Below are 20,691 nucleotides of genomic sequence, written 5' to 3'. Positions count from 1 at the left end.
ATCCCCCAGCATTCCGAGTAAACAAGTTTCCGATTTCTTTTTTCGACCATATACTATTGCATTCATTAAATACAGGGAAGGGGGACTCCTATGATTCACTCTTCAAAGCCCCTTATACAAGCTAAGGTTCAAATAAATCCAGGTCAGACAAGTCCGGCTGAGCATTCCAACAGATATAGCCATAAACCGCAAGTCATCAAGATTGTGCCAGTGGCTGGCCAAGTGGGTGATATTCGCGTTAATTCTTCAACAGGACGCGTCTATTATGTCTATGACGAAAATCTAGTAGGCGTACTGGACGGTAACACGAATCAAGTGATCGGCAGTGTGCAGACAGGGGATGGCACTACATTTCTGGCTGTGAACACGCGCACCAACCGAATTTATTCAACGAACTTCCGAGCGGCCAACGTTACCGTCATTAATGGAAAAACGAACAAGGTAATCACCAACGTCGCTGTCGGCGAGCACCCTTTTGGCCTTGCCATTCATCGCGGAAGCAATCGCATTTATGTCGCCAGTACGAGTGGGTCCATAAGCGTCATCGACGGCAGCACCAACCGTGTCCTTAAAACCATAAGAGTCGGCGGATCACCAGCCCTTATCGCTATCGATGAACGAACCAATCGGATCTATGTGACGAATGTACGCCAAGATTCCGTTCATGTTATCGACGGTTTCACGATGAATGTGATCCAAACGATAAAAGTAGGTAAAAATCCGATTATTACGCCGGCTATCATCCCTGAAACGAATCGGATCTACGTAGCCAATAACCTAAGCCGTTTTGCCTCTGTGATATCAGGTACAACGTTCGGGAGAAGCACACCTATTCAGCTCGGAAGGCGCCAAAGCGAGTTAGCGGTAAACGTACTAACGAATCGCATCTATTTAACAAGCGCTCAGCAGGAGGGTAATGGCAAACTGTTCGTTATAAACGGCTTAACGAATAGGATTACGACGACTTTATCCATTCCCACGTTCTCTTCACTCCTCGTCAACCCGCTCTCGAACCGTTATTATGTCGGTGACTCAGACACCCGAAATTTGTTCGTGTACAGTGGACTAACGAATCGATTGCTGGTCAAGCTGCGCACTGGGCAGTCAGCAGGGAACATGGTTCTGAATAAGCGGAGCAACCGAATTTATGTTGGCAATGAAAGCTCGATCACCGTCGTTCAAGATCACAGATAACAAATAAGCCCCAAAACCCACAGGATGTGGGCTTGGAGGCTTATTTTATTTTTTGTTATCAATGAGCAACGAGTGGTACCAGAACGGACAATTGACAAATCGATTTAACGAAGTATTTAAAATATTAAAAAAATAAACTACTATTCTGAAACTGATGATAAATATCGATTAAGGAGTCAGTAACTATTTTAAAACAGCATGATGATCCGTGCTGTTAATCAGTGCCTCCGACAGACATTTGGCGTGCTTCTTCAGTCTCCAGTTTCAATTTTTCCTACAGAATAAAATATCGGGGAAAACTTTATTTTGTACGGACAATATGCTCGAACACGCTTCTGCCAACCCCTGAAAATATGCGTGTGTTCTAAAGCAACTTATGATTGTTGTCCTCTCCCACATAGCGCTTCACCCAGCTTGAGCTTTGCAGAAATTACGCGTATAGATCGGGATTTTTGCAACCCTTAAAAGATTATTGAATTATCAGATTAAAAAATTAATTAAACCATAATTAGATAATCAGATTAAAAAGATATTATATATTTATAAATAGACAAAAAAATCATTTTATTAAACAAAGAGGGCAATGACATAGGTAATCATATTTAATACGTAAAAAAGCGGGAAATCGAGGCAATAATTTAGGACAAAAAGAGGGAGGATCACAAGGAAACCGATGCTGTAAGCTGACCACATGCCCGAATGTTGCTTTTGTCAAGAAAGTTCCCTAGCTACAACAAGCTTGGATGCAGATGCAATCATACATAAGAGTACCCAAATAACCGCCAACCAACTTGAATAAGAGTCATCCTAGATCCAGCAAGAATATCTCCGTCTACGCGTCAATGGTAATATCGGATGTTTTACCAGTGTTCGATTCTGAATGAATTGTGTTCATTACTCTCATTTTTCAGGGGGCTGTTAGCTTTTATACTACATATAAAGGTGTTATGACATGAAAGGCGGTTATTCCTGATGAAAGCTGAAACGAGTATTGCTCCACAAAGCGTTCAATCCCGAAAAATAACGTCATCCTTCTCACTAAAAGGCCGCTGGGAATCGCCAATAGCCGGGTATTTGTTTATTTCCCCTTGGCTCCTTGGCTTTCTGCTGCTTACGCTCTGGCCGATGATCCAATCGATGTATTATTCTTTTACCAAATATACGCTGCTTGACGCGCCAGAATGGATCGGTTTACGCAATTATGAGCGGATTTTTGCAGATGATGAGATTTTTCGACAGTCTTTGAAAATAACGATTCTGTTTGTCGTATTGTCTGTGCCAATTAAGCTTTTTAGCGCGCTTATGGTAGCTATGATGCTCAATAAGAAAATTAAAGGAATTTCGGTCTATCGGACGTTTATCTATTTACCTTCTTTAATTGGAAGCAGCATTGCTGTAGCTATCCTTTGGCAAAATATTTTCGGCTTGGACGGCTTTATTAATAAATTCCTAGGTATGCTCGGCATAGACGGCGTCAGTTGGATCAGTAATCCCAAGACAGCTTTAGGCACATTGATCATTCTTGTCGCTTGGCAGTTCGGCTCGTCCATGGTGATCTTTCTTGCCGGCCTTAAACAAATCCCTGCGGAATTATATGAGGCTTCATCCGTTGACGGCGCTTCGAAAGTAAGACAGTTTGTCAGCATTACCTTGCCCATGCTTTCTCCTGTCCTGTTGTTTAATCTTGTGCTGCAAACCATTGGTTCTTTTCAAATGTTCACGCAAGCTTTCATCATTACAAAAGGCGGACCTATCAACTCGACGTATATGTACGCTTTGTACCTCTATGATCGCGCCTTTTCCCGCTATGAAATGGGTTATGCATCAGCGCTGGCCTGGATACTTCTCGTGGTGATCGCGATCGTGACCGCCATAATTTTCGCCTCATCCCGCTACTGGGTATTCTACGAAACAGAAGGAGCGAAAGGTAAATGAGAAACCCACTGATATCTGCTCGAACGTTGCGAACTCATTCCTTATTAGCCTTGTTCAGCCTAGTCATGATCTATCCCATGTTGTGGTGGTTCGGAGCCGCCTTCAAGTCCAATGGAGAGATGAGCTCTCCTTCTCTTTTTCCAAACCAGTGGTTGTGGACTAACTTCAGCGAAGGCTGGATAGCCATTCCTAAATTTACTTTTACCCATTTCTATGTCAATACATTTGAGTTAATCGGCGGCGTCCTTATTACCTCTGTACTTTCCTGCAGTTTGGTCGCCTTCGGCTTCGCACGGCTGGATTTCCCGCTGAAAAACTTCTGGTTTGCCATCCTTATGGTTACACTTATGCTGCCAAGTCAGGTTACTTTGGTACCTCAGTACATCATGTTTAATACTTGGGGATGGGTGAATACGTACCTGCCCTTCTACGTGCCGCACGCTTTGGCTGGAGGGATCGGAGGTCCCTTCTTCATCTTCTTGCTGGTGCAGTTCATCCGCGGCATTCCGCGCGAGCTCGATGAGTCGGCCAAAATGGACGGTTGCAGCTGGTTCGGCATTTATTGGCGAATTGTGCTTCCATTAACGAAGCCGGCACTCGTCACAGTCGCCATTTATTGTTTCCTCTGGAATTGGGACGACTTCTTCGGACACCTGCTTTATATTAACTCGGTGAGTAAATACACCGTTGGTCTTGCTCTGAAGTTGTTCGTGGACAGCCAATCGGCGCTGCCTTGGGGGCAATTGCTGGCGATGTCGCTTCTTTCTATCATACCTTCTCTTATCCTCTTTTTTATGGCGCAGCGCCATTTTGTTGACGGCATTGCCTCAGGTGCTGTGAAAGGCTAAAATGAAATAAATATGAAAAAGGTTGCGCATTTGGCAGCCTTTTTTCCAATTTAATAGAATCTTATGAGGGGGATCAGCCTTGTTTACTATGTTTAAGCGTGTCCGCATCGGCCGGCTGTTCTTCGGCAGTTTCGCCGCCTTCATCGCCGTGCTGCTGCTCGTCACCTCATGGATAAGCTACAGCCTCACTTCGCGTGAACTGGCCAGCAATACGGCTAATTATCAGCAGGATCTATTAAATGAATTAAATAAACGCTTAGTCATTCAGTTAAACTCGATAGAGCAAATGTCTCTAGCTGCTTCCAGAAACATCGATATTATCGGATTTGATCCGCTCGAAAGTGACTTATTTGAGCGCAATCGCCGGAAGCAGGATTTGGAGGGCTTGCTTGCGAGCATTACCTACAGCACTACCATGGTGCAATCGATTTATTTGTATACGGAGCGCCCCTTCATGCCAGATTCTCAGGGTCCCATTCGGGTCTATAATTTGCAAAAAGTACGGGAAGAAGACTGGTTTCCGGACATTCAGAATAACGATTCTGCCTGGATTAAAGAACGGACGATTCAGACCAACAAAGGTCCGCTGAATGTAATCGGCTATGCAAGGAAGCTTTACAATAACTCCGGTATTTACTACGGTATGCTGATGCTCAATGTGAAATCTTCGGAAATTCAGGACTTGATTCGCGGGGAAACGGAAGGCCGAAGCCGGCTCTTATTCGACGCTAGCGGCAGGAAAATTGCATCGATTGGGGATCAAAGCCTCCAAGGCGATGAGCTGGATAAACTAAAAGTGATGAATGCGAAGTCCGGGAGCACTTATCTATCGACCAAACAACAAAGCGACTCCTTGCTGGTTTGGAGTAAATCGCCTTCCAACTGGATGCTAGTCGAGGTAACGCCTTGGAAGAATATCATTGGCGGTAGTATTCGATTAGCTCTGATTCTCTTAACTGTAGGTCTTTCTGCCATTATTATTGGATTTTTTGTCACGTTTTTTATTTCCAGACAGTTTACCAAGCCAATCAAACTCCTGCTCAACTTCATGAGCAAGCTTCCAGAACGAGGTTTTGTTACAGACTTGCCTCAAGATTATACCAATGAGTTCGGAAACCTATTTAATGGTTATCGCAGGCAGATGGAACGCATTGAGGAGCTGCTGGACTCCTTGAGAGCTCAGCATAAACGCCAGCGCGAAGCGGAAATACAAGCGCTGCAAGCGATGATTAATCCCCATTTTCTGTACAATACGCTGGATCAATTAAACTGGTTAGCGATTGATTCAGGACAAGAGAAAATCAGCAAGATTCTTTCCTTAATGGGCAAAATGTTCCGTATCGGCCTCTCTAACGGGGAGACGCTTATTCCGATCGCTGACGAAATCACACACGTTGAATGTTATTTGCAGATCCAGCAAATCCGCTGGGGTGACCGACTATCCTTCACCATTCATGTCGATGAATCCGCACGAGAGCTCTTTATCCCCAGACTAACCTTGCAGCCATTTATTGAGAACGCCATTATTCACGGCTTCCACGGCAGGAAAAAAGGGGAGCTCCAGGTGAGCGTACAGCTGATCAATCAAGACATCCAATTCAAGATCTGGGATGACGGCGTCGGGCTGCGTCCTGATTGGAATCAACCAAAGGTAAGAAAAACGGGCGGCTATGGTGTGCGCAACGTAAAGGAGCGGATTGAGGCTTATTTCGGACTTCCCTACGGCGTTCAAATGAGCAGTTCCAAGGGCAATGGTACACTCGTAACGGTTCTGCTGCCACAAATTCAGTACAAAGAACAAGTAGAGGAGCAGTATTATGTGGAAAATACTCATCATTGATGATGACTTTCAAGTGCTCGAAGGCATGAAAAAGGCGATTCCTTGGGAAGCCATTGACGCTGAATTCGCAGGTGAAGCCAGTGATGGCGCCGAAGGGCTGGAGATGATCCGATCCACTCAGCCGGATATCGTTATTACAGACATTTATATGCCGGTAATGAACGGCCTTGAAATGATTGAGAAGCTGCGAGAAGCGAGCTTTCCAGGCGAAATCATTATCCTAAGCGGATATACCGATTTCCAATATGCCCGGCAGGCTCTGCGGCTGCAAGTCAGTGACTATTTATCGAAACCTGTGACAGTAGATGAGCTTCGGACAGTTCTGGAGAAGGTCATTAAAGAGCTGGAAGCCAAAGAGCTCATCAAGATGGAACAAGAAGATATCCGAAAAAAGCTGATGCTCTATGAACCATTTGGGCAACAGGAATGGCTGAAATCGGTCATAACAGGTACCTCGCGGGTTGCGGGACTGAATCCCCCTCCTACTGAGCAGCAGCACTGGATTCATCGCAATCACCTCGTCATGGGTATCGAGTTGATGAGCACAATCCGCACGGCGAGCCTGTCGCTAATTGATTGGAACTTATTCCGCTTTGCACTGGCTAATATTATTCAGGAAATTCTGTCGGAAGATTGGCCGGAGTCCGACTTCATAGAGCTTCACAGCCATCATGCTGCGATCATGTTTCATATTGAACGATCGGAGCCCACCCACGCAGCCCTTAGCCGCATTCAAACAATTGGCTGCCGAATTACAGACTGCGTACTTATGTATCTTAAGCTGAACATCCGGATCGGACTCGGCCAGATGAAACCGACTTGGCAGGAAATATCCGATTCCACCGAGGAGGCTTTTCTCGATTTGCTGCAGCAGACGATCACGCCTCAGCTAGGCAAACCGTCCTCCCTGCCGCCTAATTTGGCTATTCGTCCCATCAAATTTTATCAGGAGCTTGCTGAAGCCATCGTTTATTCAAAAGAGGAGACAGCAGCACAAATTGTAGATGCCTATATTCATCAATTAAACCAGACGCCCACGATTACACCAGCATACTTACAGTATCTATGCACAGAGCTATGGACCATCTTCGCCTATTCCTTGTATAGCGTTGGCACTGTACTGGATGAACTTTTTCCAGATATGCATCTACTGACGGAAACTAGGCAAATTCAAACAACAACGCACCTGCAGGATTGGCTGCGTGCCAAGATTCACATCATCGCCACGAGCAGGCATTGGAATGAGAATTCAAAGCACAAGGAAGCTGTCGATTTCATGATTCAATATGCGCATGACCACTATGCCGAAGAGATTTCCCTGGAAGATATGTCCAAGCAACTGTACCTATCCCGGAACTATTTGAACCAGATTTTCAAAAAATCAACCGGCGAAACGTTCACCAACTACCTCATTCAGGTCCGAATGAAGAAAGCGCAAGCCCTTCTGGCCGAAGGCAAACATCTCATCTATGAAATTTCCGAGAAAGTCGGTTATAAGAACGTCCCTTATTTCAGCTCTATTTTCAAAAAGTATACAGGCATGAGTCCAAGCGAAGTAGGCAAAAGCGGATAACGTCGTTCATGATATCGAGGATACGTTATGTATTTGATTATTTTGTGATCAATAGTGAAAGAAGTGTGTTCATTACTATCCTTCTTCATTAATTCCGTTAATCCTATAATGAAATGGTAGTGACGACTAGGTAGCGAGAGGGGATTATCAATGAAAATGCAGATGAGACAATGGGGCATGCTCAGCATGACTGCTTTGATAGCGCTGTCTTTAAGCGCATGCGGTTCTGGAAATAAAGCAAGTACGGCAGGAGGCAGCACAGCTGAGACGAAAGCACCAAGCGCTGCAAGCACGCAACCTGTTAAGCTGCGTATTGTATGGTGGGGCTCACAAGCAAGGCATGATGCCACGCTAAAAGCTCTGGATGCTTATACGAAAAAACATCCGAATGTGACCTTCGAACCGGAATTTTCGGGGTTTGACGGCTATGCAGATAAACTTGCTACCCAAGCGGCCGCCAAGAATGCTCCTGATATCATCCAAATGGACCCGGCTTGGCTTTCCGAATACGCGGGCAGAAATCAGCTTGCTGACTTATCCAAAGGCATTCGCACCGAAGATATCGACAAATCGCTTGTAGACTCAGGCAAATATAAAGATAAACTGTATGCTGTTCCACTAGGCAATAATGCAACCGGTATGATTTACAACAAAAATGCTGTGGACAAACTTGGGATCACTCCGCCTAAAAATAACTGGACATGGGATGAATATTTCCAATTCGGTAAAGATGTTAAAGCTAAGTTGGAAAAAGACAAATATGTCTTAATGGACGCAACATCTGACTATACCGTCTATTCCGCTTATCAACTCAGCCAAGGCAAAGGTTATCCGATTACAGATGACGGCAAATTTAACATCGACAAAGACACCTATCTTACTTTTGTTAAAAAATATGCCGAGCTTCGCACAGCGGGGGTCATCCCTCCTGCAGAAGTTGCGACTACCGATAAAGAGTCCGACGCAAAGCTGGATCTCTTGAACAATGACAGCGTATTTATCAAACGCACCTTCGCCGCTCTGCTGCCTGGCTATGAGGGTGTAAAACCTAGCGTTTATTCCCTAGTGAATCAACCGAAAGGCGCGCAATCCAGTGGTTGGCTGAAGCCTTCCATGTTCTGGTCCGTGAGCGCGGATTCCAAGTATGCCGAGGAGTCGAAGAAATTCATCGACTGGTTCGTAAATGATAGCGAAGCTGCTGATATTCTAACAACAACACGAGGCGTTCCGGTTTCCAAGAAAATGCTCGAGTATTTAACACCGAAACTAACCCCTGCTGATAAAATGCAAATTGAGCTTATTAAAAACGTAGCTCCTGACGCTCAACCCTTCAATGCTGGGGCTAAAGGCTGGAGTAACTACACGGCGAAAGATTTCAAAACGATCGGTGAGAAAGTCATGTTCGGCAAAATCGCGCCGGAAGCAGCTTATGATGAGCTTGTGAAAAAGGCGAAAGAGTATCAATAAATTCTCATAGACGACACAATGAAAATGGCTGTGCCTCAAGTAGATCATCTACTTGAGGGCAGCTTTTTTTTGCGCTGCGTTGACGCCTCCTGAGGGACGCCCAAGCGCGTCTCTTTTGCGTGTTCTACGCGGTGGCGGTGTAGGTGCAGGTCATGCACCTTCAAGGCCTCGCAGCGCGCGCTGTAAGCCATCTCGTAGCGACAGCGTATGAGATGGGAGCCTTGGCACCGCTGCGGCGGTTCGGGCGCGGGGTGGACGGCCTGTACGGCCCTCAGCGTTCATCGACGAAAAGCGGGAGCTATGACCCGCTATTTCGCGTCGAAACGCGGATATTTTTACGCTGCCGCTTAGATGGCTGCCTTTTTGGGAACAATAGGAATCTTAGGGAACTGGAGTGTTCTATTTCGGGGAAAACCGAGCTGTTTCCTCTCTGAGGAGAACTACAGGGTCTTAATCGACCACCATGCGCGCTTTTCGGGTGAATTCGCCAAAATAGCGGAACGCAGTTCCCCTCGCAGGTGGAAAATGCCATTTTTCATGGAAATAGCGACCTGTAGTTCCGCAACGCAAAAAAAGAACAACCCTTAACATGACGTTAAGAGTTGTTCTCCGAACTGCTATCTATGCAAGCAAAAGCTTACAGCTTTACAACGTTCTCAGCTTGTGGTCCGCGGTTGCCTTGAACAACGTTGAACTCAACTTGTTGACCTTCGTCTAAAGTTTTGAAGCCTTCGCCTTGGATTGCGGAGAAGTGTACGAATACATCGTTGCCGCCTTCTACTTCGATAAAGCCAAATCCTTTTTCTGCGTTAAACCATTTAACTGTTCCTACTGCCATGGGTAATACCTCCAAAGTTTTAATTAACATGTCTTTTTTCTTGTTTCGAACAAAAAAATTACACATTGGAAAAGGTTTCACAAACGAAAATGATAACCCTTTGCAATAAGCAATTCAGGTTTTACCCCAAAGACTATTAATACTGTACCACACATATTTGGCTAATGCAATTACCCTTCAGAGGCATTTCTTACTAAGGTTAGGAGTTCCTCTTTATCCTCTATTTTCAAGGCAATTGTTAGAGCAATTACGACATCTTTCGACGGTTGTATTCGACCATTTTCGATTGAATTTAGGATCGAATAACTGACGCCCGCTTTCTCGCCAAGCTTGCGCAGCGTTAGATTTTGCTGTTGTCTCAGCTCTTTCAGCCTAGTATGAAATAACACGCCTGTTCCTCCTCCACTGAAAGCTTATTTGTCGTCCATCTGTCTGCGAATTTCTGCTCTAATTTTGTCGAATGGGTCCTGCCAATCTGGGGGCTTAATGGTTTTGCCAAATTCGTTCTTATGGACTAGACCGTCCGACCACACTTTGGACATGTTAGCGTGATGTACGATGTCAAAAATCGGTCCAGGTTCGACTCCCATTTCAACTAAAGTGCCCAACACAAAATATAACTCATCGATCATCGCATCCACTTCATCTTCCACCGTCGCTGCTTCTTTGAACTCATCCAGCTCTTCTTGCATCCAAGCTAAGCGAGCTGCCTTGCGGCTCTCAGACAAGCGCTGTGGAGTCGTGCCTACTGGGTGCTCAAAGGTTTGGTGGAACTTTTTCACATCGTCAAAAGCATTCTTTAAATTCATTATGGTCTCCCTGCTCCCTTACGTAGGTTTTCTTTTATATACCACTAAAGGGAGCCATCGGTCAATTACAACCGACGGCCTGTGATAAAACGATTTTTCCAGTAGCCAGCATTCATATCCAGCATGACGACGCTGGAGCTCGCCGTGTTGCTCACGAATTTGCCATTACCGACATAGATGCCCACATGATTGATGCGTCCGGGATTGGACGTGCTGAAGAAGACAAGGTCGCCTTCGCGCAGGTTCGCTTTCTTCTTAACTGCCGTCCCGAGCTTAGCTTGCTCCGTCGAACTCCATGGGATCGTGATGCCATTCTTCGCGAAAACCAGCTGCGTAAAAGAGGAGCAGTCCAGAATCAAACGTGTTGTATTTCTGACTCCAAATTTATAACGCACTTTACCGATATAGGATTTTGCCGTGCGTGCGACACTGCTTGCTTTGCTCGTGCTCGCAGCACTATAAGATGTGGCTGCCGTAGAGTCGGTTGCTGCATTAGCTGATTGAGGCCCAAGAAGCATCGTTCCGGATGTTAATAAGGAAAGGGTCAGACTAATCCCCACTAACGATTTGCTAAGGCGGCTATTCTTCACTAGTAACATGATTGGATATCCTCCTTCATGGATCGTGGTGATGGGCTTGTTCGGCCCTGAATCCACCATAACACACATAAAAGGACCGGTATTTACCAGTCCCTGAGGATATGCAAGCGGCGTCTAGCTTTAAGCGCTTTTATTAAAGTTTACTGAGAGTTAGCCTGCTCTATTTCCATTGACAAAATGGTCACACCAAGCGCGGCGCCTGCTCATGTCGATACTCCGAAGGGGTTACGCCGTACTTCTTGCGAAATACCTGCGAGAAGTGACGCATGTCTTGATAGCCGATCCGATCGGCAACGTCGGCCAGCTTCAGCTTAGGATTCATAAGGAGCTGCTTCGCCTGTTCCAGACGGAGATGAGTGACATATTCCTTGAATCCCTGACCTATCTTCTGCTTGAACAGTTGACTGAAATAAACCGGATTCAAGTAAACAATCGCTGCGACCTTCTCCAGCGACAGGTCGTCATGATAATGCGTGCGAATATATTGCAAAGCAACATCGACAGAGCGGTCGCTGCCGCTCGCATGATGCTCGTAGACCTGCGTCGTCGAAGCTTGACGCATGCGCTGCACTTCGGCTGGCACCGCCTCGAAGCGGTTGATCTGATCGGAGCTCATAATCTGAAAGGGCACCTTCAAATATTTCACGAGGTGGCTGCGAAGCTCATCGACGAGTGCCGATAGCTGCGCGGCATCCGGCAGCGTGACGATGCCTAGCAGGCTTTTGCTGTCGTGCACCGTTACGAAGCCTTTGCCGTAGCGCTCGATCAGCTCTTGAAGCACATTCTCGATAATGAAATTCTCGAGGAATACGGCCTTATCGCTCTCCATCTTCACCATGATGAGGTGGAAATGCGGGTGCTGATCCATGAAGGGCTTCATATCGATGCGCCCCGTGTCCAGACCTTGTGCAAAGCGCTGAAAAACGGCTTCCTGCAAATATTTGCGGTTCGCCTTCAGGAGTTCGGACTCCTCGTTCAGCTCGGTCTCATAAGCGATTTCTTCGCCCAGCTTCCGAATCATCTCGCTGAGCACCTCTTTGCCGATCGGCTTCAGCAAATAATCCTTCGCCCCGAGCCGCACAGCCTCCTGTGCATACGAGAATTCGGAATAGGCGGATATGACCACCCACTTCACATTCGGGTGCCGGCTCCGCGACATATTCATGAGCTCCAGCCCTGTCATGCCCGGCATCAGAATGTCGGTGAGGACGATTTGAATACGGTGGCTCCGCAGCAAGGCGATCGCCTGCTCCGCATTCGCCGCGAGATGAACCTGATGCTCCGGGAAGCGGTTAAGCAGCGTACGCTGAATGCCCTCCCGAATCACCGTTTCATCATCTACGATGAGAATGTCCATGGTTTTACTCTCCTTTCCGAGGAAGCGGCATCGCAATGATGACGGTCGTTCCTTCCCCTTGCTTGCTATGAATTCGGAGTCCATATCTATCTCCGAACATAAGAACGATACGGCGATGCACGTTGGTAATCCCAATGCCTCGTCTTGTATGGCCGGATGCACCGGATATCTGGGGAGCTTGCACTGGGGCCATGGCACCATCGATGTCCGAAGCGTCCTTGATGAGCTGCTCCTGCATGCACTGGAGGGTGCTCTCCTCAATGCCGACACCGTTATCCTCAATGACAATACGCATCTCATGTTCGCTAATCTCCGTGTAGACACGAAGCACGCCAGGACGATCGAGCGGCTCCAGCCCGTATTTAACCGCGTTCTCGATGATCGGTTGAAGCGTCATTTTCGGCAAAACAACATCCAAACACTCTGGCGCTACGTCCAGTACGGTGCTGACCCTGCCTTCTAACCGGTTCTCAATGATCGTCATATAATGACGCATTTGATCCAACTCTTGGCGAAGCGTTGTCTTCGAGGCTTCCTGCCAGTCACTGCTGTAGCGAAACATATGAGACAAGGCTAAGATAACTTTACCCAGTCTATCGTTCTCCCGCTCATCCAGCATCCAATAAATCATATCCAGTGTATTATAGAGGAAATGCGGATTAACCTGAGATTGCAGCGCCTGAAGCTCCGCGTTCTTCTCACTCACCGTAGCGAGCGTGATGCGTTCGATAAGTTCATCCATCCGATTCACCATTCGGTTAAAAGAAGACACGAGCGAGTTGATTTCCTCGAACGATTTGACCGTCACTGATCCTTTGAAATTCCCCATCTCCACCTGCTTCATCTCCCGAATCAGCAGCTTAAGCGGCGAGGAAATGTTCTGGGAAATAATACTCGCCAGCACCAAGGATAGGAAAACCAGCGCCAGTACCACAAAGTACAGGTACTCTCTCGTTTTCACAACCTCTGAGTTAATATCTCCTTTGGGCGTTAAACCGAAAACAGTCCAATCGGACATCTTCGCTTTGGCTGAGACAATCAGTTGTTCGGTTCGGTCGTCCACGATGACTTCATTGTTTTGCGGCCGTGGCAGTCCTCCGAAAGAAGGCGGACTACTCTTCTCCCCCGCGGTAGAGGCAATCATATGATCCTCTCGATCGACGATATACACTTGGCTGTTCGGGGAGATCCTCACGTTCGAAAGTGCCTCCAGAATCGGCTCCGGGTTCGTCTCAATCACCAGAACGCCAATAAAACGATGATCGGTCAAATCGTACAGTTTGCGTCCAAATACAAAAACGGAGTCTTGCTGGAAACGGTTGATGATCGAGCCTTTGGATAGACCGAGCCAAACCATTTCGCCTGAGGAATCCTGCAGCTTGTGGTACCAGGCTGTATTAGCATAGTCCGCATTAATGACGCTGTCGAAGCCTCGTTCATAGTTATAGTTTTTGCCCGCATTCGTAATGATATGAATCCCGAAAATATCATCCCTGGAATAGTAAGCTGCCCCCATGATATTCGTAATGGTTCGCTCATTAATAATATTGACCGCTTCATCATTGCTCGTATCACGGTCATGGATTAACCTAAGCATCTCATAATTGCTGTTGAGCGATTTGGTAATGCTGTCATATCCCTGCAGCAGTAAATCAAACAGGCCCACCGTCTGGGAAATATTTTTCTCCGCCAAATCACTGATTTTGCTATGAATAATGTCCGTTGTTTTCTTGTAATACAGCACACTAACCAAAGTTAAGAGGATCAGCATGCAGGAAATAAAAAGCAAAAACAGCCGGCTATGAATGGAATGAAGGCCCCGTGTCACCGCGAATTCGGTCCCCTTTCGTTAGTCGTTACAGGCTATCATATCACAGGCAGCTCCTTAAACAGCAAAAAGCGAGGGGTGAAGTTAACCCTTCACCGCTCCCGCTACCATACCTTTTGTAATTTTGTCTGCTAATAAGAAATAGATGATGATGACTGGCAGCGCGCCTAACACTAGGAACGCACCGATAGCCCCGTAATTAACCGAATACTGACTGACGAAGCTGTTTACCCCGAAAGGCAGCGTTTTGAGCCGCTCGGACGAAATGAACGTCGCCGCAAGAATGTACTCGTTCCAAATATTAATGAATGTCAGGATACACACAGTCATCATTGGAGGGATCGAAATCGGAAGAATAATGCTCCCAAAGATTCGGAAAACCCCCGCGCCGTCTACGACAGCAGACTCTTCAATCTCAGCCGGAATGGATTTCATGAAACCACTGAGGATAAAGACCGCAATTGGCGTCTGGAACGCAATATAGGGCAAGATGATCGAGAGATGCGTGTTCAAAGCATGCAAGTTTTTGAAGATAATCATCAGCGGCAGCAACGTCGCTTGCATCGGCACCATCATCCCGATCAGGAAGATGAGCATGACGGCTTGGCCGTATTTCCACTTAAACCTCGTAATGGCGAAAGAAGCCAAGGAGCTAAGCAAGATGACGCAGGCCATTGTCACAGATGTGACGAAAAGACTATTTTTCAAGTACTGAAAATAATGCCCTGCCTCTACAGCGGAGGAGAAGTTCTTCCATTGAAGCACTTGAGGCAGTGCGAAGAACCGCCCGGACAAGATTTCCTCATTCGTTTTTAACGAATAAATGAACAACCAAATCAGTGGATACACTTGTGTAACTACGAGCAGCGATAAGAATGCAATGACCAGAACTTTCAGGATAGAGAAGCTTTTGCGTCTCCGAATCATTGCAGGCGCAGCCAAAGCTGCTTTCCTGACGTCTTGCATGGTGACACTCCCCTTCCTTAAGTAAATCTTCTCTCTAGTCGATTAAAGATACCATTGATAATTACAGTTGCAATCAGGCATAAGCCAACTAAGAAGGCGGCAATCGCACTACCATACCCGTACTTCATGGATAGGAATGACATGTTGTACATATGTGTAGAAATGACGTCTGTGGCATGCGCAGGACCACCCGCGGTCATAACCATGACCATGTCAAACGCTTGTAACGAGCCGATAAAGGCAAGGACGATCGATATTTTGAAAATCGGAATATTCATAGGGAAAGTGATATACCAGTCGGCTTTAAGGCCCTCCGCTCCATCGATCCGCGCTGCTTCATAAATATCGGCAGGGATGTTCTGAATACCGGTGAACTGGATCAAAGTGTGGTACCCCAAGTACTGCCACAGGGCCACGAAATAAAGGGAATACATAGCAATCTTTGGATCCGTTAACCAGGATCTTGACCAGCTATGTAAATTCAACATGTCCAATACTTGATTTAGCATACCACCCATCGCGGCAGGGTTATAGATCGTTTTCCACAGCTGTCCAACGATAACAACAGACAAGATAACTGGCAAGAAGTATGCGGAAACTAGGAAGTTCGGCTTTTTGATGAAACGGTTCAAGAGAATGGCTACGCCTAAAGCGATTGGAATTTCAATCATTGAAAATACAGCAAACATTAAAGTTCTTTTCACAGATGGCCAAAACACGGGGTCGTGAAATAACAAGTTACGGAAATTATCCAAACCAACGAATTTTGCACCGCTAATCCCGTTCCAGTCCAGCAATCCACTATATAGCGATACCAGAATGGGTACAAAAACGAGACAGACATAAATCAACAAACATGGCAGTACAAACATGGCAATCGTCCACTTGGAGACTCTTAACACATTCACTTGGCTCGCCTCCTTCATGAGATATACCAATCGGAATCTACCCTCTACACCCGTGCGGCGCTTAGGATAAATTCCGATTTGGCTGCTAAATGATTATTTATTTACTTTTTGTTCGTATCGTAAGCTGTTTGGTGCTCTTTGCCAACTTCAGCAGGATCTTTCTTCTGCACGAAGAGGTTTTGGATGCTTGCTAAGTGGCCTTGTGCTGTTCCTGGGTTCATCGTGTTATCGAACGCAAGATCGCCGCCTTTAACTTGTTTGAACATATCTAGTACTTCCATCGCCATATCGGAGTATCCAGCAGCTTTGAAGTCACCTTCAACTTTTTGTGCGAGACCAACTGCGCCTTTAACAGCGAATGCTTCTTTCGGGAAGTTCAACATGAAGTAGTTCAAGAAATCTTTCGTTTCTTTCAAATGTTTGCTGTTTGCAGATACCGCGAACGCGCTACCTGGTGCAAGCATGAACTCGTCAGGGTTACCTTTGCCTTTAACTGTTGGGAATTTGAATACGCCGACTTTACCGTTAACGGAAGAAGTCTCGATACCGCCTGTTGCCCATGAACCCATGAAGTACATAGCCGCTTTGCCTGTTTTGAACAAGTTTTCACCTGCGTTGTAGTCAAAAGAAGTTGCGCCTTCTTGGAATGCACCAGCTTGAATTAGATCTTGGAAGCTGCTTACAGCATCCGTGAATGCTGGGTCTGCGAATGTTTTCTTCCCATCAACAACAGCTTGCAGGAAGCCAGGGCCGCCATTTGTGCGAAGCAGCACGTTCATGAACAAGAACGAACCCGTCCAGGAATCTTTTTCACCGATAGCCATTGGCTGAATGCCTTTGCCTTTGATTGTTTTTACAGCTGTAACCATTTCTTCGAATGTCTTCGGTACTTCTACGCCAGCTTGTTTGAACAAGTCTTTGTTGTAGTATACGAGACCGATGTTGTTACCATCCGGCAAAGCGTAAATGTTGTTATTGAATGTGTACCAGTTCAAAATGCCTTCTTGGAACGTGCCTTTCAGGCCGTTTTGCTCAACCATGTCGTTAAGCGGCGCGAACAATCCTGCGTCTACGAAAGGTTTCATTTGAGCGGATGGATTCACGATCGTGATATCCGGAACTTCTTTGGAAGCTGCTTGTGTTTTGAGCTTCAGCTTTTGTTGATCCGTGTTAAGGGAATCAAGCTCGATTTTGATGTTCGGGTTTTTCGTTTGGTAGTCGTTCACGATCTTTTTCAACATGCCGTTTTTCGGGTCTGTCGGATCAGGATATATGTTTTGGAACGTGATTGTTACGTTTTCTTTCGTTGTGCTTCCACCGCTAGGTGCTGTTGATGCGCTCGTGCCCGGTGCTGGAGTCGTTGTGCTGCCGCCCGAACCACATGCTGTTAAGGAGATAGCCAGTAAGCTTGCTGCTGCTACTTGAAGACCTTTATATTTTTTAATCAATGTGAATCCCCCTCGTTTGTTTGGTGAACTTGATGCCCTTATTATCGCTCGAAATTGGCAACCCTTACAATGTGCGAACTTTAGGATTCATGTTTACTTTTTATAGGTTTATGTCTGTGGGCCTATCTTTGAAGGGCTCGTATATGCCAGCGATAGAGCTTGAAGAGCGGTGAAAGACTTGGCACTAGCCGAGAAAGCTGGGAAAGAACGGGAAGACCAGGTAGACTGGGAAAACCAGCGAGACCGGGAAGTCCAGCAAGACCAGCAAGACCGGCAAGACCAGGTAGACCAGCAAGACCAGATAGACAAGCAGGACCGGGAAAGACCGAGAAAAGCGATGAAGGGCTTGCCAAAGGCACCGACATTCAATAGAATACCCCGTTTTTTTGATGATAGTGACGTGCGGAGGCGGTAAGATGTGGCTTGATATGACAATATTGGAGGCTAGAAGTTAGGAGTAGTGGCTGCACAAATAATTAGCAGGAAAAACTACCGCTAATCCAGTAGCGCGTCGGCATTTTAACTTAGTTAAATGGAATTTCTCCCGCTAATTTCAACGAATAGCCCTGCAAAGCATTGAATTCCCGCAATTTAACAGGAGTTTAGTTTCTACCTTTAATTGGATTCAACAACCAAAATCGCTCAAATAACGCCAGATTTTCCTACTATTTTCGATAACTCGATTAAGCGCATACCGCAGGAATCCATGTGGAAATACAAAAAACGACCCTCCCGCCAAAGTGGCAAAGGAGAGTCGTTCTAATAAGCCTAGTAAGCCTTCGGCACCTCAACACGATGAGTGACGCCATCTTCCGTAAAGTAAATATGCGTGTCAAACCCTTGATCGTCCATAAAATAGGACACGTACTTCGGTTCGCCGTGCTTAATCGGCACAAGGAGTGTAGCGATCCGGTGGCTGCGCGCCGGCTTCGTCGTTGCCTTGAGATGCCAGTGCAGCGGCAAGCCTTCGATCTCGCTCAAGTCTACATCCGTGAAGCCCTCATGCTGCGTAAGCTCCAGCTCACCGGACGAGCAATAGACGAAGCGGCCGTCCATATCAGCCTTGCAGCCTTGGACTTTGAAGGTCTGCCCGTTCAGCTTCATTTCGTACAGGGTTTGGAACAACCAATCCACGGTACCCGTCTGCGCCAGATCGATGTGATCAACCACGACGACATACGTCCCGAAGAAGTACAGCTCGCGTACGTAGCGGTCCAGATAAGGAACGTACTCCTTATACGCTGCTGTGGCATTACTGCGCGAGTAGCCATAGCCTTTGCGCTGCTCAGCTACTTCAACGAACCCGTTCGCCGCCATGTTCAACACTTTGTTTTTCTCCGCGTATTGACCAAGTCCGTCGATCAAAATATTGTTCGTCGAACGCGTCTGCCTGCGCCAGTTCATGTGCATCGTGGAGCTGAACGCCACGTAGTAGCCGCTCTCAATAGCTAGGGGTTCGCCATAAGCGTGCAGCAAGAACCCGTTCTGATCGCCGTGACTATGGCTGACAGAGCCATATTTGCTGCTCTTCGTGAGCAGCATGATGTGGCGCTCGGGATCCGCCATATTCGAGTGGAAGGCGACCCAACCGATGTCGCGGAACCATTTCACCTGCTCGATATTCGCATCCGTTGGAACGACTGCTTCCACACCCGGATAGTCGTGTCGGAAAACCATTTCGTCAAAGCGGAAATCCCACCAGCCGTAGTTGTAAAACTTCATTTCGGAATCGGTATCTGTCTCACGTACCCGCTCAAAATACCACTGATACAGGCCATTCCCGGTCACACCCGCGAACTGGCGGATGTTAAATCCTGTTTTCAGGCTAACAGGATCACCCAGCGTGGATTGGTCGCCAAAACTTGCGCGGAGCGTATCTGGGCTGAATGCGTATAGCGGGAAATCACCCGTTTTCGTAAAAAACGGCCGTTTATAGAAGTTAATGCCTGTATATTTTTTCAGCAAATTCATCGCTTCCGTAACAAAGGCCATCCCGGTCGTCCAATACATCGGACCTTCCGCCCAGCCTCCATCCGGCCCACCCCAAGGGGAATAGATGCATGCATAGTATTCAAGGGTATAATCCAGCCATTCACGCGCTTCCGGCTCTTCCTCTAACAAGGCAATGCAGCTCGGTACCAGCACACTGGAAAGCGAACGAACGGCGTGGCTGTCGAATGGCACGTGATGAATTTTGGAATGATCAATAACATGTGTAGCAATTTGCCGTGCGCGAGCAAGCAAAACTTCTCGTACCAGCTTCCGCTCAAGCTCCGTTAACTGTCCATGCAGCCAGTCGTAGCCCCATGCAATAGCTCCAGTCATTCGGAAGGAAGCCTCATCGTTATAATCACGGCTTGTTGTACCATTAACGTCCCAATTGCAGACGTGCAGCAGCCAGGTTTTGGCGCGGTCCAGCAGCTCTTCGTCAGCTAAAATGGTTCCAGCCACCGCCAAATGACGGATCGCATACAGGACTTCTTGTGTGTCCATGTACATTTGGCGCCACAGCTTGGCAACACGCTTGTTGCCTGGATACGGCTGCGGCTCTGCGATGAGTTCGCGTTCCAGCCACGGCTTAACCGACTTCTCATAAAATACATCGAAGCCGCAGGATGTCGGATCAGCCTCCAACTCACTTCGGAATGCTTCAACCTCAGCGGACTGGAGCCACAATCGAGGGTGCTGCAGCGACGCTTCGGCGTAGCGACGCTCTCGGCTAGGCAGCGGTGTTTCCGGCAATTCAGCCGGGACTTCAAATCGTCTCACCTTACTCCAAGCGGTTTGTTCGTCATTCTCCCCAAGCAGTGCGTAGCGCCAGAAGTAAGTTCCTGCCCGAAAGGCATCATCCGGTGTATATAAGTTATAGGGAATCGGCTTGATCGTTTGCGTGTCTGCCTCGGAAAATACGTCCGACTGCGAGATTTGCAGCACGTAACGGTCATTCTCCAGTTGAGCCGGAATCCACGTAAACCGCGGCGGGTTTTCTAACAATGTAGTTTGCTCATTAGGTTCGTATTGTACGGTTAATACGCCGCTCTGCGGTTCGTATAATGGCGACAGGGTTGTCATAACGATTCT

The 20,691-nt window shown here is 47.0% G+C and carries 18 protein-coding genes; 8 read left to right on the top strand and 10 right to left on the bottom strand.

Going from position 1 to position 20,691, the window contains the following annotated elements; all coding sequences use genetic code 11:
* The first annotated feature begins 90 nt into the window (after positions 1–90).
* From AC58VC_RS28040 to AC58VC_RS28010, 7 genes are all read left to right on the top strand, one after another.
* Positions 91–1,194 (top strand): YncE family protein, encoded by a 1,104-nt coding sequence (locus AC58VC_RS28040; RefSeq protein WP_497373559.1) that lies wholly within the window; start codon positions 91–93, stop codon positions 1,192–1,194.
* Positions 1,195–2,166: 972 nt separating this feature from the next.
* On the top strand, positions 2,167–3,129 hold the full coding sequence (locus tag AC58VC_RS28035) for a carbohydrate ABC transporter permease (RefSeq protein ID WP_497373557.1): 963 nt from the start codon (positions 2,167–2,169) through the stop codon (positions 3,127–3,129).
* Positions 3,126–3,977: a carbohydrate ABC transporter permease gene (locus AC58VC_RS28030; RefSeq protein WP_497373555.1), complete on the top strand. Its 852-nt coding sequence runs from the start codon at positions 3,126–3,128 to the stop codon at positions 3,975–3,977. Before AC58VC_RS28035 ends, AC58VC_RS28030 begins: the two co-directional genes overlap by 4 nt.
* An 88-nt stretch (positions 3,978–4,065) precedes the next feature.
* Entirely contained in the window at positions 4,066–5,817 is a 1,752-nt protein-coding gene (locus AC58VC_RS28025; protein WP_497373812.1) for a cache domain-containing sensor histidine kinase, read from the top strand.
* Positions 5,795–7,390, top strand: coding sequence for a response regulator transcription factor (locus AC58VC_RS28020; RefSeq protein WP_497373553.1), 1,596 nt, complete (start codon positions 5,795–5,797; stop codon positions 7,388–7,390). The genes AC58VC_RS28025 and AC58VC_RS28020 overlap by 23 nt, the downstream gene beginning before the upstream one ends.
* A 150-nt stretch (positions 7,391–7,540) precedes the next feature.
* Entirely contained in the window at positions 7,541–8,857 is a 1,317-nt protein-coding gene (locus AC58VC_RS28015) for an ABC transporter substrate-binding protein (protein WP_497373551.1), read from the top strand.
* A gap of 152 nt (positions 8,858–9,009) precedes the next feature.
* Positions 9,010–9,291 carry a hypothetical protein gene (locus AC58VC_RS28010; protein ID WP_497373549.1) on the top strand — a complete coding sequence of 94 codons (282 nt, stop codon included), beginning with the start codon at positions 9,010–9,012 and terminating at the stop codon, positions 9,289–9,291.
* 203 nt (positions 9,292–9,494) lie between these two features.
* On the opposite strand, the gene AC58VC_RS28005 is transcribed toward AC58VC_RS28010, so the two are convergent.
* The 9 genes from AC58VC_RS28005 to AC58VC_RS27965 all read right to left on the bottom strand — a co-directional run bounded on the left by AC58VC_RS28005 (position 9,495) and on the right by AC58VC_RS27965 (position 17,610).
* On the bottom strand, positions 9,495–9,695 hold the full coding sequence (locus tag AC58VC_RS28005; RefSeq protein WP_126140957.1) for a cold-shock protein: 201 nt from the start codon (positions 9,693–9,695) through the stop codon (positions 9,495–9,497).
* 170 nt (positions 9,696–9,865) lie between these two features.
* Positions 9,866–10,084: a helix-turn-helix domain-containing protein gene (locus tag AC58VC_RS28000; RefSeq protein ID WP_145665199.1), complete on the bottom strand. Its 219-nt coding sequence runs from the start codon at positions 10,082–10,084 to the stop codon at positions 9,866–9,868.
* A gap of 24 nt (positions 10,085–10,108) precedes the next feature.
* Positions 10,109–10,504: a pyrophosphohydrolase domain-containing protein gene (locus AC58VC_RS27995; protein WP_497373546.1), complete on the bottom strand. Its 396-nt coding sequence runs from the start codon at positions 10,502–10,504 to the stop codon at positions 10,109–10,111.
* Positions 10,505–10,569: 65 nt separating this feature from the next.
* On the bottom strand, positions 10,570–11,103 hold the full coding sequence (locus tag AC58VC_RS27990) for a C40 family peptidase (RefSeq protein ID WP_497373544.1): 534 nt from the start codon (positions 11,101–11,103) through the stop codon (positions 10,570–10,572).
* A 181-nt stretch (positions 11,104–11,284) separates the two neighbouring features.
* Positions 11,285–12,460 (bottom strand): response regulator, encoded by a 1,176-nt coding sequence (locus tag AC58VC_RS27985; protein ID WP_497373810.1) that lies wholly within the window; start codon positions 12,458–12,460, stop codon positions 11,285–11,287.
* 4 nt (positions 12,461–12,464) lie between these two features.
* Positions 12,465–14,288, bottom strand: coding sequence for a sensor histidine kinase (locus tag AC58VC_RS27980; RefSeq protein WP_497373542.1), 1,824 nt, complete (start codon positions 14,286–14,288; stop codon positions 12,465–12,467).
* A gap of 84 nt (positions 14,289–14,372) precedes the next feature.
* A complete protein-coding gene (locus AC58VC_RS27975) occupies positions 14,373–15,254 on the bottom strand; it encodes a carbohydrate ABC transporter permease (protein WP_497373540.1) in 882 nt (293 codons plus the stop codon).
* A gap of 17 nt (positions 15,255–15,271) precedes the next feature.
* The gene (locus tag AC58VC_RS27970) at positions 15,272–16,162 is read right to left on the bottom strand and encodes a carbohydrate ABC transporter permease (protein ID WP_497373539.1); all 891 of its coding nucleotides are present in this window, start codon (positions 16,160–16,162) and stop codon (positions 15,272–15,274) included.
* A 101-nt stretch (positions 16,163–16,263) separates the two neighbouring features.
* Positions 16,264–17,610, bottom strand: coding sequence for an extracellular solute-binding protein (locus AC58VC_RS27965; RefSeq protein ID WP_497373537.1), 1,347 nt, complete (start codon positions 17,608–17,610; stop codon positions 16,264–16,266).
* A 159-nt stretch (positions 17,611–17,769) separates the two neighbouring features.
* Between AC58VC_RS27965 and AC58VC_RS27960 the strand changes: the two genes are divergently transcribed.
* Entirely contained in the window at positions 17,770–17,982 is a 213-nt protein-coding gene (locus tag AC58VC_RS27960) for a hypothetical protein (RefSeq protein WP_497373535.1), read from the top strand.
* A gap of 396 nt (positions 17,983–18,378) precedes the next feature.
* Here the strand turns inward: AC58VC_RS27960 and AC58VC_RS27955 are convergent, their stop codons facing one another.
* Entirely contained in the window at positions 18,379–20,682 is a 2,304-nt protein-coding gene (locus AC58VC_RS27955) for a DUF4962 domain-containing protein (RefSeq protein ID WP_497373533.1), read from the bottom strand.
* Between the last annotated feature and the right edge of the window lie 9 nt (positions 20,683–20,691).

The sequence above is a fragment of the Paenibacillus sp. J22R67 genome (assembly GCF_059692175.1).
The sequence above is the reverse complement of the archived record's forward strand: the minus strand, read 5'-3'. Positions and strand labels throughout refer to the sequence as shown.